We start from the raw sequence: 13,684 nt of genomic DNA, 5'->3' as shown, positions 1-13,684 counted from the left end.
AAACGTTAGCAGCAGGGCGACGAGGCGTCCTTCGCGCCCACGTTTTCTACCGCGCAGCAGGTAGATGCAGATCCCTCGCAGCAGGTATCGGCGTCACCCTTCACCACAAACACTTCCCACTCATGACCGTCCGGGCTGGTCACCCAGATTTTGTCCTGGCGCGCATAGCAGCATACCGTGTCCATTTCCTCTCGAACCTTGAGCCCTGCTTCGGTAAGGCGGGCCTTGGCTGCCAGCACTTCCTCTGTGGACCGCACCTGGATGCCGAAGTGGCTGATGCTGCCACGGACGTCACCGCCTTCGTTAAGCGTAAAGTTGAGCAGTGGGTCTTCCAGGTCAAACTTGGCGTATCCCGGCCGCACCTTGGCGGGCTCGACACCGAAGAGGCGGCGATAGAAGGCAAGCGACGCCTCCAGGTTCTGCACATGGATGGCCACGTGGGCTTTGCGGCGCATCGTTTTCCCTCCCATCAATAAAAATTGATTGGTTTCACATCAAGAATATTTGATACGAGACGGTGGTGTCAAGGAAAAACCGATGTATGCAATGGTTTGCTGCCCGTGGCCGCCAGTGGGCAAACCCGTCGTTGATCCAATCTTTGCGTTCTCTTAACTGGGCGTTCGCGCCGCGTTTACACACCAGTGGTAGGGTGGAGGTGGTGGGAACGAACCAACGGGAGAGGTGAGCGCGGTGCAACCCATCAGTCGTCGGCAGTTTTTGACGTACCTCGGCGTGGGCGCGGCGGCCATGCTCGGTTCATTGGCCGGGCTGGATCCGGTGACCCACGTGGCCGCTGCGGCCGAACGGACAGCGCGCCCTCCGTCCCGGAAAGGGCGAGGGTCGTCGCGTTTTGCGAACTTTCAGCCGTTGCCGCCGCTGCGGAAAAACGATGTGGTGGTCCCGAAGGGCTTTTCCTACACGGTTCTCGCTTCCTTCGGCGACACGATCAACGCCAAAGGGGAAACCTTCGGCGACAGTACCGATCTCACCGTTTACTTCCCCATCGACGCCCTTTCCGGCGGCAACAACGCGGAAGACGGCCTCTTGTGGGTGAACCACGAGTTTCCCGTGCCGGGCAACTACCTGAAGATGCTGGGCATTCATCCGGACGCCGTTCCCAAGGAGAGGCTGGCCCAGTACCCGGAACTGCTTCGCCTGCAAAAGCAGGCCGTCGGCGGATCGGTCATCCGCGTGCGGAAGGTGAAGGGCACGTGGAAGCTGGTGCAAGACGAACGGTACAACCGCCGCATCGATGCGACGACGCCGGTTCAGCTGACCGGTCCGGCGCGCGGGTCGGCGGCGGTGAAGGGGGCCACCGTGGTCGAGGGGACGCTGGGCAACTGCGGCGGTGGGCGGACGCTGTGGAACACGGTGCTTTCGTGCGAGGAGAACACGGAGTACGGAACGGTTTACGGATGGCCCGACTTCATCGACGAGCATTACGGGTGGGTGGTGGAGATCGACCCCTTCAACCCCGATGCCCCCATTCGCAAGCACACGGCCTTGGGCCGCTTCGCCCACGAAAACGCGGCGATGACCCTAACCAAGGACGGGCGCGTCGTCGTGTACATGGGCGACGACAAGGCCGACGAGTGCTTCTACAAGTTCGTCAGCGCCAAGAAGTACAACCCCGATCGGCGCGAAGCCAACTTCGACATCCTGGAGAGCGGCACGCTCTACGTGGCGGACCTGCTGCATTGCCGGTGGATCCCCCTCGACTACGAGACGAACGAGAAGCTGCGCACCTACCAAAAGGACGGCCAGCCCTTCTTCAAGAGCCAGGCCGACGTGCTGACGTACACGCGGGAAGCGGCGCGGGCGGTGGGCGCCACGCCCCTCGACCGGCCGGAGGACGTGGAGGTTCACCCCCTTGACGGCACGGTGTACCTGGCGCTGACGAACAATCTCCGGCACGGCAATTTCTATGGCCAGATCCTGCGCTTTATCCCGACGGACGGGGACCACGGCAGCGATACCTTCACCTTCGAGGTGTTCGCCGTCGGCGGTCCGCAAAGCGGCCTGGCCTGCCCGGACAACCTCTGCTTCGATTCGGCGGGGAACCTGTGGGTGGCCGTCGACTACGACCCCGGCGAAACGGGCGCGTACGCTCCCTTCGGCAACTGTGGCTTCTTCCTGATCCCCACCGAGGGCAAGAACGCCGGGGAGGCCTTGCAGTTCCTCTCCGGCCCGGACGGCTGCGAGACGACGGGGCCGTTCTTCGCGACGGACGAGAAGACGCTGTTTCTCGGCATTCAACACCCGGACACGTGGAACCCGCACCCACGGCACGGGTTTGGGCGTTCGGCGGTCATCGCCGTGACGAGTGGTTAGCGCGGAAGCCGGTGGCGAATGCACGCGCGGCCAAGGAGCCGGTGCCCGGCGACCGGGACGAAGGGCAAGCCCGAGGCGAGATCGGAGGCGGGGACAGGGGCGGTCCGCAACTTTTGCCGGTTGTGGACCGTCTCTTTCTTTATGATGATAGAATCATAAGACAAGCGTGTCGATTTTGACAGGAGAGGAGCGAGAACGTGCACGCAGAAGCGGAGGGCGCGTTTGCGGAAGGGCCCCGCCCCGATTTGGCGCGTGTGATCGAGCAGGTGGAGCGCGTCGTGGTCGGGAAGCGGGCGGCGGTGGAAGCGGCGCTCATCGCCGTGCTCAGCGGGGGGCACGTGCTGATCGAAGACGTGCCGGGCGTGGGGAAAACGGTGTTGATCCGCGCGCTGGCGAAGGCGTTGGGGTGTTCGTTTGCGCGCATCCAGTTTACGCCGGACCTCCTCCCGTCCGACGTGACGGGTGTGTCGGTGTACGACCCGCGCGAAGGGCGTTTTTCGTTTCGGCCCGGCCCGGTGATGGCCCATATCGTGCTGGCCGACGAGATCAACCGAACGTCGCCGAAGACGCAGGCTGCGCTGTTGGAAGCGATGGAAGAAAGAAGCGTCACGGTGGACGGGGTGACGCACGACCTGCCGCGGCCGTTTGTCGTGCTGGCCACCCAGAACCCCGTCGAATTCGAGGGGACCTACCCCCTGCCCGAGGCGCAGGTGGATCGCTTTTTGTTGAAGCTGTGCCTCGGTTACCCGACGGCGGAGGAAGAGATGGTCATCTTGACCCGGCTGCAGGGGGCCATCCCATTGCCGACGTGGAATCGGTGCTGGACCCGGCGGGCGTGTGCGCGCTGCAGGAGGAGGTGTGCCGGGTGCACGTCGATGAGGCGGTGAAGGCGTATATTGTTGCCCTGGTGCAGGAGACGCGCCGCCATCCGGCCGTGCGGCTGGGGGCCAGCCCTCGCGGATCCCTCGCGCTGTTTCGCGCCGCGCAGGCCCGCGCCTTCCTGCACGGACGCGCCTATGTGGTGCCCGACGACGTGCAGGCCCTGGCCGTGCCGACGCTGGCGCACCGCGTGGGACTGAAGCCCGACGCGCAGGTGGCGGGCCGAACGGCGGAAGCGGTGGTGGAGGACATCCTGGACCGCGTGCGCGTTCCCGTGCCGTCGGCGCGGCGGAGGGGATAGGCCCGTGAAGGTCGGCGCGAACGGATTCGTCCGCGCGGCGCGGAAGGCGGGCCAAGCGGCCAAGGCGTGCGGTCGGGCGTGGGCGCTGGCAGCGGCCGCCTTGGCGTTTGCCGTCGTTCAAGGCGGCGCGATCAGCTGGTTTCTCGTTTACACGGCGCTGTTGCTCGCCGCCTATGGTACGGCGCTGGCCCTTGTGGGGCTCGCCTCCGTTTGCGTGCGGCGCGCGGCGACCGAGGTGACGGGCACGGCCGGCGAGCGGCTGGAGCTGGTGCTGGAGGTGGACCGTGGGTGGTTTCCGCTGCCCTACCTGCAGGTGGAAGACGGGTGGCCGGAGGCGTGGCGGCGGCGTGGGGATCCGGTGGGCCTACTTCTGCCGGGACTGCGCCGGCGCATGACCTTATCCTTGGGACTGGAGCGGGTGCCGCGGGGCGAAGTGCGGCTGGCGACGGTGACGCTTCGCACCGGCGATTGGTTTGGGCTCGTGCGGATGGAGCGAACGGTGGCGCTGCCCGCAACGGTGCGGGTGTATCCGCGCGTGTGGACGTGCGCGGCGTGGCCGTTCGGGTCGGGAGGAACACGGTACGGGATGCCCCGCATCCGGGCGGCGCAGGAAGACGTGACCACCGTTGCCGGCGTGCGGGCGTACCATCCGGGCGACCCGCCGAGCCGCGTCCACTGGAAGCTGACGGCGCATCGCGGCCAGCTCTTCACCAAGACCTTTGATGCGCGGGCCGACGGGAAGGACGTGGTGGTGGTTCTGAATCGCACGGTCTACGATTACGGGTCGCACGGCGAAGCGCGCTTTGAGCAGGCGGTGAGCGCGGCGGCGAGCGTGGCCGTCGCTGCCCGTTCCGCGGATCGGGATGTGGCGCTCATCGCCGAACCTCCCGATGCGGCGTGGATCATGCCGCGCCATGAGGCCACCGCGTACCGGCGGCTGCTCGATCATCTGCTGACGGTGGCGGCCGACGTCACTTCTCCCTTCGCCCACACGCTGCAGGCGCTGGAGAGGCGGCCGAGCGCGGCCGTCATCGTCGTTACCCCGCGGCTCGACGGGGATGCGGTGGACGCGCTGCGGCGGATGGCCGCCGGCGGCCCGGTCGTGGCCGTGTGTTGGATCCCGCCGGTGGACGCTGACGACGACGGGACGGAGGCCGCTGAGGGAATGCCGGGGGCGGTCACGGGTTCCGAAGGGCTGTCGCCGGCGGCGCTTGCGGCGCTATCCGCCGCGGGGGTTGTGGTGTACCGTGCGACGGCGCGCGGGTTGGTTCGCGTGGGGGGAGGTGAGACCTATGGGGGCAGCTGACCCGGGCGGTCGCGCGACATCAAGGCCGCCACGCTTCTCTCCTCCGGCGGTGTGGCGGCAGGCTGGCGCGCGTGTCGCCGGACGGTGGCGTGACGGTGCGCTGGCCGTCATGCTGCTGGCGCTGATGGTCGAGTGGATCCTTCCCCTGCCGGCGGTCAGCGACACGGGGGGCGTGCCGCTCTTTGGCCTCTTGCTCGCGTTGTGGACGGCCTTGCGCGTTGCCGGGCGCGGACGGCGCCGGACGGTGGCCCTTCTCGGGGTGACGCTGGCCGTGTTTCCCCTCTTTTTTGACCGTGCCCCGTGGCCCCCGGGGTGGATCGGCGAATTTGCCGCGCGCCTCTGGGCTGACGGGTCCAAAATGGGGGAGGGCGCGTGGCTGATCCTCGATCCCGTGACGCGGACGGCGGGCTTTTGCCTGTTTCTCGGGGTGCTCAGCGGCCTGGCCTACCGGGAAGCGGTGCAGCGCCACCGCCCGCTCGGTGTCGTTGTGGGCACGGTGGCGTATCTGGCCGTCCTGGATACCTTCACGCCCTTCGAGGGGCGGTGGGCGGTGATCCGCGCCACCGCCGTCGGCCTGCTCCTTCTCGCCGGCGCCACACGGGCGCGCCTGGCCGAGCCACGGACGCCGCGGTGCAGACGGCCGGCGGACGCCGGGCGCCAAGCGGGGGCGAACTTCGAAAACGGATCGCGGCCCGGTGCGTGGCGGTGGTGGAGCGGCGCGGCCCTGGCTGCGGCGCTGGGCGTCACTGTCGCGGCGTTGGGACCCTCCTTTGCTCCATTGGGGCCCGATCCGCTGGCGTGGCTTCCGGGAACGGGCCCGAAGGCGGTGCAGCGGATCGGCTACGATGACGACGACCGCAGGCTGGGGGGTCCCTTCGTGCAGGACGACACCGTCGTCTTTACCGCCCGCACATCGGGTCGCCACTACTGGCGAGGCGAGGTCCGGGAGGTGTATACCGGACGGGGATGGGAAACCCGCATCGTAAACGAGCGGCATGCCGTCGTGACCACATCAAGGCCGGCACCCGTTTCGCCTCTCGTTCAGGCGGTCAACGCGCGCGCCGTGGAGCAGGTGGTGCACTTTGCCGCCGATGCGTCTCCGGCCGTGCGCCGCATCGTCTTTTACGGCGGGAATCTGGAGGGGGTCCGCGTGGCCAAAGACGGCGAGGCGGTGGCCGGCTACACGGCGACGGCGCTGCTCGGCGAGGTGGACATGGCCGCGCTGCGCCGGGCGCCGCTGGAAACGGCGGGGCTTGAGCCCTATTTGCAGTTGCCGACGGCGCTGCCGGCGCGGGTGCGGGAGAAGGTGCGGGAGCTGACCGCTGCGCATGCCACGCCCTACGAAAAGGTGACGGCCATCCTGCGCCACCTGCGTTCGGGAACATACCGGTACGAGACGCGCGACGTTCCCGTCCCCGGGCGCGGGCAGGATTTTGTCGACCACTTCCTCTTCGAAAGCCGGCGCGGGTACTGTGACCACTTCTCGACGGCGATGGTCGTGCTTCTGCGCGCCGCGGGCATTCCGGCGCGCTGGGTGAAGGGGTTCGCCCCGCCGAACGAACAGGGCGCGTACGGCGAGAGCGAGGTGGCAGTGCGCAACCGGAACGCCCATTCGTGGGTCGAGGTGTATTTCGCTGGCGTGGGGTGGGTTCCCTTTGAGCCGACACCCGCCTTTCTCAACCCGGTGCCGTTCCGTGAAGCGAAGGACGCGCCGGCCCTTGGGCCCGCAGCTCCGCTTTCCGCTCCGGGTGGGCCCGCACCGAGCGACAGGCCCAGCACCGCTGTCCGGCCGGAGGCGACCGACACGCCGCAGGTCGCCGAAGCCCCCTGGTGGCGGCGTTGGTGGCCGGGGTCCGGTGTCGAAAGTGAACGGGCCAAAACCGCGTTCGGCATTCTGGCGCTGGCCCTGGGCTGCGGTGCGGCGGTGGCGTTGGCCGCGTCGCCGCGCCGGCGCTTCCGCTTGGCGGCGCGGTGGGTCGCGCTGCGGTCGGCGCGGCGGCCCTACGCCGAGGGGCTGTGCCTGCGCTTCGCGTGGCTTTACGCCCGGTGGGCCCGTCGGACCGATGCGCCCGAGGGCCTTACGGTGCGCCAGTTTGTCGCGGCGGTCGAACGGCGGCGGGGCGCGCCGTTTCCCGCCTTGCGCGCGTGGGCCGTCGCCTACGAGCGGGTGCGCTACGGCGGCGGGGAGCCGGACCCCGCCGAGCGGACCGCACTGGAGCGGCACTGGCGCCACCTGATTGACCGCTGGCCGTTCTAGGCGGCCGGGTGCACCCGTTCCTGCCGTGCGGGGAGCCGTTGGGACATCCTTCCAGCAACGCTCCCTTGACCGGGTGCGAGGGCAGTGCTAGAATGGGTTCGAATTTTTGGAGGGGGAACGGAAGATGCAGAAGCCTAGCGAGCTGGTGGTCGTCCTTGACTTTGGCGGCCAGTACAACCAGCTGATTGCCCGCCGCATCCGGGAACTTGGCGTCTACAGCGAGCTCCTGCCGTACCGGACGCCGGTGGCCACCATCGCCGCCCTGCGTCCGAAGGGCATTGTCTTCTCGGGCGGCCCGGCCAGCGTCTACGATCCGGACGCGCCGCAGGTCGATCCGGCCATCTATGACCTGGGCGTACCCATCCTCGGCATTTGCTACGGCATGCAGCTGATGACCCACCAACTTGGCGGGACGGTGGCCCCCGCCGAGGTGCGGGAGTACGGCAAGGCACTGATTCAGGTGGACACCACATCCCCCCTGTTCCGCGGCCTCGATGCCGAGCAGGTGGTGTGGATGAGCCACAGCGACCGTGTCACCGACCTGCCGGAGGGGTTCGTGGTCGATGCGCGTACGGCCAACGCCCCGGTGGCGGCGATGCACCACCCCGAGCGCCGGCTGTTCGCCGTGCAGTTCCATCCCGAAGTGAAGCACACCGCGCACGGCGATGCCATCCTGCGCAACTTCCTCTATGCGGTTTGCGGGTGCCGCGGCGGGTGGACGATGGACACCTTTATTGAGGACACCGTGGCCGACATTCGCCGCCAGGTGGGCGACAAAAAGGTGCTCTGCGCGCTAAGTGGCGGCGTCGACTCGGCGGTAACGGCGGTCCTCGTCCACCGCGCCGTTGGGGACCAGCTGACCTGCATGTTCGTCGACCATGGCCTGCTGCGCAAAGGGGAAGCGGAGAGCGTCATGCGCACCTTTGAAGGCCGTTTCGGAATGAAGGTGATCCGCATCGACGCGCGGGAGCGGTTTTTGCGCAAGCTCGCCGGCGTTACGGACCCCGAGGAAAAGCGCAAGGTGATCGGTCACGAGTTCATTCGCGTTTTTGAAGAGGAAGCGGCCAAGCTGGAGGGGATGGAGTTCCTGGCCCAGGGTACGCTGTACACCGACGTGATCGAGAGCGGCACGGACACGGCGCAGACGATCAAGTCGCACCACAATGTCGGCGGCCTGCCCGAGAACATGAAGATGAAGCTGCTCGAACCCTTGAACACGCTGTTCAAGGATGAGGTACGCAGGGTGGGCGAGCAGCTCGGCCTGCCGGCGGAGATCGTCTGGCGCCAGCCCTTCCCCGGACCGGGATTGGCCATCCGCGTCATCGGCGAGGTGACGGAGGAGAAGCTGGCCATCGTCCGCGAGTCGGATGCCATTTTGCGCGAGGAGATCCAGCGCGCTGGCTTAGACCGCGAGATCTGGCAGTATTTCACCGTCCTCACCGGGCTGCGCAGCGTCGGCGTGATGGGCGATGCCCGTACCTATGCCTACACGGTGGCCATCCGTGCGGTCACCTCCGTCGACGGGATGACGGCCGATTGGGCGCGCATCCCCTACGACGTTCTCGAGCGCATTTCCAACCGCATCGTCAACGAAGTGGCCGGCGTCAACCGTGTGGTGTACGACATCACGTCGAAGCCGCCGTCTACGATCGAGTGGGAATAAGGGAAACGAGCGGTCGGCTGGCAACAGACGAATCCGCAGGGCATGGAGGGCGAAGCGCACTCGCCCTCCTCTGCTTTATTGTTCGGTTTTTTTCTTGACAGAGCGGCGCTTTTGGAGTACGATGGGCTTGTTAATCCGAACAATAAATCGGTTAATGCATTAAAATGTCCGTCTTTTTACGGGGCAAGGAGGAGCAACCATGTGGGAACGCCTGTTTCAGCTGCGCGCCAACCAAACCACGGTGCGCACCGAACTCATTGCCGGTTTCACTACCTACGTGACGATGGCCTATATCCTGTTCTTGAACCCGGCCATCCTGTCGGCCACGGGGATGGACAAAAACGCCGTCTTTTTCGCTACGGCGGTGGGCGCTGCCCTCGTCACCATCGCCATGGGCCTGTTTGTTAACTTTCCGGTGGCCTTGGCGCCGGGCATGGGGCTCAATGCATACTTTGCCGTTGTCGCCGCACAGCACACCGGCATGATGAGCTGGCAAGTGGCCCTGGGCGCCGTGTTCCTGTCGGGGATTATCTTCATCATCCTCACGGTGACACGGGTGCGGCAGATCCTCGTTGAAGCGGTCCCCGATTCCCTCAAGCACGCCATCACCGTGGGGATCGGTCTGTTCATCACCATTATCGGGCTGAAATTGAGCGGCCTGATGAGCATTCAGTTTGTGGCCAACGCCGGCCCGTCGACGGCGGCCATCGACCAGGCGGCCGGCGGCGCACCGACAGCGGTCACCCTGCAGGTTTCCGAATGGAACATCACCCTGGCCAACCTGGTGCACGACAAGAGCGCCCTGCTGGCCCTGATCGGCCTCGTTTTGACGGCCATCCTTGTTGTGATGCGCGTGCAGGGGGCGTTGCTCCTGGGTATCCTGGCCACCACGCTGATCGGCATCCCGCTGGGGGTGACAAACATCCAGGCCTTTTTTGAGACGCCCTTTTTGCCCGACTTTTCCAAGCTCCATGTGGGCGACCTCGACATCGTCGGGGCGTTGAGAATGGGGCTCCTGGAGGTCATCATGGTGTTTACGTTCGTGGAGCTCTTTGACACCTTCGGCACGCTGGTGGGTACGGCGGATCGGGCCGGACTCCTCCAGCGGCCGGACGGCCAGAAGCGGCTTGGCCGGGCCATGCTGGTGGATGCCGGCGGGGTGTCCCTCGGCGCCCTGCTCGGTACATCGACGATCACCGCGTACATCGAGAGCGCCAGCGGGATCGCCGCCGGCGGCCGTACGGGCCTGACGGCGGTGACCACCGGCCTGCTATTTCTGGCGTCGCTCTTTCTTCTGGCGCCCTTTGTGGCGATCATCCCCAACGCGGCCACGGCGTGCGCGCTGATCATCGTCGGTGTGCTGATGATGAGCGCGGTCAAGAAGATTGCCTTCGACAAGATGGTCTACGCCATCCCGTCGTTCCTGACCATCGTTCTTATGCCCTTTACGTACTCCATTGCCAACGGCATTTCCGCCGGAATCGTCTTCTACGTCCTCCTCGCTGCGGCGCACAACCGGGTGAGCCGGGAGAAGGTGCGCATTCACTGGATGATGTGGATCCTGGCGGCGCTGATTCTGGCCCGCTACGTGTTCCTTGGCAGCGCGTAACGCAACCGTGTCGGATCCCGCAAAGTAGCCGGTTCCGGCGCTTCGGAGGCTGCGGTGGTGCCAGAACGAAAAAAACGGCATGCCCCCAGGGCGCATGCCGTTTCAGCGTGTAGACAAAGTACCGGGAGGTACAAGGTCTACACGCTTTTTTGTCGAATAGAGTTCTTATCTCATCCATGCAGAGGTGGCCACATGCTGAGAAAACAGTCGGCCGAAGGCCGTTACCAGCTTACCGTTGTTTCGTTGGACGAATTGGTTCCTCAGGATCACCTGGTCCGCAAAATCGAAAACGCCATCGATTTCTCGTTTATCTATGACCTGGTGGAAGATCGTTATTGCCCAGACAACGGAAGACCCAGCATCGATCCCGTTGTCCTCATCAAAATGGTGCTCATCCAGTATCTGTTCGGCATCCGTTCCATGCGTCAAACCATCAAGGAAATCGAAACCAATCTCGCCTATCGGTGGTTTTTGGGATACGATCTCACCCAGCCCATTCCCCATTTCACGACGTTTGGAAAAAACTATGTCCGCCGATTCAAGGGTACCGACCTGTTTGAAAAGATCTTTACGCGCATTCTCGAAGAAGCCTGCCATCACGGGCTTGTCGACCCTTCCGTGTTGTATATCGATTCCACCCATGTCAAAGCCAACGCCAACAAGAGAAAATTCATCAAGCGGCTCGTTCAGGAAGAAGGAAAAAAATATCAAGAACTTCTGGAAGAGGAAATCAACCAGGACCGCGTAGCGCATGGGAAAAAGCCGTTGCCAAAAAAGTCTAAAGCCGTCTGGAAGGAGGTGAAGCAAAGCACCACTGATCCGGACAGCGGCTGGTTTGTCAAAAACGAAAAGGAACAGACGTTCGCTTACTCCTTCCATGCGGCCAGCGACCAAAACGGCTTTGTCGTCAGTGCCGTCGTCACGGCCGCCAACGTTCATGACAGTCAGGTCTTTTCGGATGTGTTCGAGCAAGCCGTCAAGCATGTCGGAAAACCCAGCGCTGTCGCGGTGGATGCAGGGTATAAAACACCCTATATCAGCAAGTACCTCTTGGACCAACAGGTCCGTCCGGTCATGCCGTATACCCGTCCCCACACAAAAGACGGAAGGTATCGAAAGCAAGATTACGTGTACGATGAGTACTACGATTGCTATCTTTGTCCTGCCGGACAAGTGCTTACCTACGAAACCACGACCCGTGAGGGTTACAGAATCTACCGTTCCGATGCCACGACCTGTCGATCTTGTTCATTCCGCTCCCAGTGCACAGAAAGCCACGACGCGGTTAAGCGTGTGAGCCGCCATATCTGGGCCCATTACATGGAAGAAGTGGAGCACTTGCGCCATACAGAAGTGAATAAACGCCTATATGCACGCCGAAAGGAAACGATTGAGCGTGTATTTGCGGATCTCAAGGAGAAGCATGGCTTGCGTTGGACCACTTTACGTGGGTTGGAAAAAGTGACAATGCAGGCGATGCTTGTTTTTGTTTGCATGAATTTAAAAAAGCTGGCGAATTGGTTATGGAGGTTAGGAAAAACAGGGCGCCATGCCCTTAATTTCTTCTCTTTATTGTTCACAGACGACAAGAAAACTCCCTCGGCTGCGTTGGCACCGAGGGAGTTTGTCTGCAGTCTGAAACGGCATGCCCCCAGGGCGCATGCCGTTTTTTGTGTTAGGTAAGACTAACGCCCATCCGTCGATGCGTTTGGGGAGGAAACGGCATGGGAACTGTCCTGCGCGTGGTGTTGCTGCTGGCTGTGGTGTGGGGGTGTGCGGAGGAGCCGCTCGGTGCGGTGGCGCATGGGGAGGGGGCGGCCGAGCGGGTGCGGTACACGGTGCACCTTGTCGCAGAGCGGCTTCCGCTTGTGCCGTCGGCGGGCGCGGGGGAATCCGCCCGTCCGCCGCTGTTGCGCGGGACCTGGCGGGCCGAGGTGCCCGCGGCCCTGACGGCAGATGGGCGTCTTTACGTCCACCTCTACGCCAACGCCTTCCGCGACGACCGGGCCCTGTCCGGACCGGCATGGGAAGAGGTGCTCGGGAGGGAGCGGTTGCCCGGGCGGATTGACGTCGCGGACGTGACGGTCAACGGCCGTCCGGCCCGCCACGCCGTGCGCGGGACGGTGCTCGAGGTGGCCGTGCCCCGCGGCCGACCGTGTACGGTCGCCTTACGGTTTGCCCTGCATGTGCCGCGCAACAACGGGCGGCTGTCCTACGACGCACACGCGGTGTGGCTGGGCAATGCCCTGCCCATCCTGGCCGTGCGCGACGCCGGCGGCTGGCGCCTCGATCCGTACTATCCCATCGGCGACCCCTTTTATTCGGAAGTGGCCGACTACCACCTGCAGGTGACGGTGCCGGAGGGCTGGCAGGTGGTGGCCACCGGATGGGAAACGCTGCGGGAGGCGCGCGACCACCGCCGCTACACCGTGCACGCCGAAGGGGTTCGCGACATGGCCCTGGTGCTGGTGGATTCGACCTACCGCGTGCTCGAGGGGCGCACACCCGAGGGGGTTCGCGTGCGCACGTGGACGCGCCGGGGCGACCGGACCGAACATGCCGAGGTCCTCCACGAGGCGGCCGTGCGGAGCCTGGCTTTCTTTCACCGCGCCTATATGCCCTACCCCTACCCCGATTACGACGTGGTGTGCACCGGCGGGTTTTTCGGCGGGATGGAATATCCGGGGCTTGTGATGGTCCAGGGCACGTATTTTCGTGACGCGCGGGCGCGCGACGACGGCATTCTCGTCGTCGCCCACGAGACGGCCCACCAGTGGTGGTACGGGATTGTGGGGAATGACGAGGTGCGCGAGCCGTGGCTCGACGAAAGCCTGGCCCAGTATTCGACGCTCCAGTTCTTGCACGCCGCCTACCCGCGCATTGCGCGCCATATGGAGCGCATGCTCTATCGCCATGCCCTGCATCCGCAAACGGTATCCTGGCAGCGGAACGGCCTGTCGGTGCGCGCGCCGGTCTACGCCTTTCCGGACTGGATTGCGTACAGCCTGCTCGTGTATGAGCGGGGCGGCGCGGCGCTGTGGGAGCTGCGCCGGCAGGTGGGCGAGGACGTGATGAACCGCGCGCTGCGCCGCTATGCCCGACAACATGCTCTTCGCACGGCGACAGGAGCGGACCTGCTGCGCGTTCTCGAAGGGGAGCTAGGAGTGGATCTGGATCGTTTCTTCCGCTATTGGTTCGAGGGCGTCGGGGGCCCTCGGCCGGAGGTGAAGGCGCGTGCGCCGGTGGTTATGCTGCCAGGGGAACCATGACGCGGTGGAGGAGCAGCATCATGATCACCAGGTATGCGGCGAGCCCGAAGTATGCCAGCCCGAATCGCA

General features: G+C 64.9%; 9 protein-coding genes and 1 pseudogene (1 of these 10 cut by a window edge). 8 read left to right on the top strand and 2 right to left on the bottom strand.

What is annotated here, in order from left to right:
• Positions 1-5 precede the first annotated feature (5 nt).
• On the bottom strand, positions 6-455 hold the full coding sequence (locus tag ACYQ0Z_RS03100; protein WP_459864319.1) for an ArsI/CadI family heavy metal resistance metalloenzyme: 450 nt from the start codon (positions 453-455) through the stop codon (positions 6-8).
• Between the two features lie 235 nt (positions 456-690).
• On the opposite strand from ACYQ0Z_RS03100, the gene ACYQ0Z_RS03095 reads away from it, so the two are divergent.
• From ACYQ0Z_RS03095 to ACYQ0Z_RS03060, 8 genes and pseudogenes are all read left to right on the top strand, one after another.
• Positions 691-2,331, top strand: a complete 1,641-nt coding sequence (locus ACYQ0Z_RS03095; protein ID WP_459864317.1) for a PhoX family protein — start codon at positions 691-693, stop codon at positions 2,329-2,331.
• A 197-nt stretch (positions 2,332-2,528) separates the two neighbouring features.
• A pseudogene (locus ACYQ0Z_RS03090) lies at positions 2,529-3,511 on the top strand (AAA family ATPase).
• Between the two features lie 4 nt (positions 3,512-3,515).
• Positions 3,516-4,817, top strand: a complete 1,302-nt coding sequence (locus ACYQ0Z_RS03085) for a DUF58 domain-containing protein (protein ID WP_459864315.1) — start codon at positions 3,516-3,518, stop codon at positions 4,815-4,817.
• Positions 4,804-7,074, top strand: a complete 2,271-nt coding sequence (locus ACYQ0Z_RS03080; RefSeq protein ID WP_459864313.1) for a transglutaminase TgpA family protein — start codon at positions 4,804-4,806, stop codon at positions 7,072-7,074. Before ACYQ0Z_RS03085 ends, ACYQ0Z_RS03080 begins: the two co-directional genes overlap by 14 nt.
• 124 nt (positions 7,075-7,198) lie before the next feature.
• On the top strand, positions 7,199-8,737 hold the full coding sequence (guaA, locus tag ACYQ0Z_RS03075; RefSeq protein WP_459864311.1) for a glutamine-hydrolyzing GMP synthase: 1,539 nt from the start codon (positions 7,199-7,201) through the stop codon (positions 8,735-8,737).
• Between the two features lie 199 nt (positions 8,738-8,936).
• Positions 8,937-10,346, top strand: coding sequence for an NCS2 family permease (locus tag ACYQ0Z_RS03070; RefSeq protein ID WP_459864309.1), 1,410 nt, complete (start codon positions 8,937-8,939; stop codon positions 10,344-10,346).
• A gap of 192 nt (positions 10,347-10,538) precedes the next feature.
• Positions 10,539-12,029, top strand: coding sequence for an IS1182 family transposase (locus ACYQ0Z_RS03065; RefSeq protein WP_459864307.1), 1,491 nt, complete (start codon positions 10,539-10,541; stop codon positions 12,027-12,029).
• Between the two features lie 41 nt (positions 12,030-12,070).
• A complete protein-coding gene (locus ACYQ0Z_RS03060) occupies positions 12,071-13,615 on the top strand; it encodes a M1 family metallopeptidase (RefSeq protein ID WP_459864306.1) in 1,545 nt (514 codons plus the stop codon).
• Here the strand turns inward: ACYQ0Z_RS03060 and ACYQ0Z_RS03055 are convergent.
• A protein-coding gene (locus tag ACYQ0Z_RS03055) for a site-2 protease family protein (protein WP_459864304.1) crosses the window boundary here: on the bottom strand, positions 13,593-13,684 show its final stretch. It continues 1,024 nt past the right edge of the window; the window shows 92 of its 1,116 coding nt (coding positions 1,025-1,116); its start codon lies off the right edge, out of view; it ends in the stop codon at positions 13,593-13,595. The genes ACYQ0Z_RS03060 and ACYQ0Z_RS03055 overlap by 23 nt on opposite strands.

This window comes from Calditerricola yamamurae (assembly GCF_054654135.1).
This window is presented reverse-complemented; position numbering and strand designations above follow the sequence as displayed.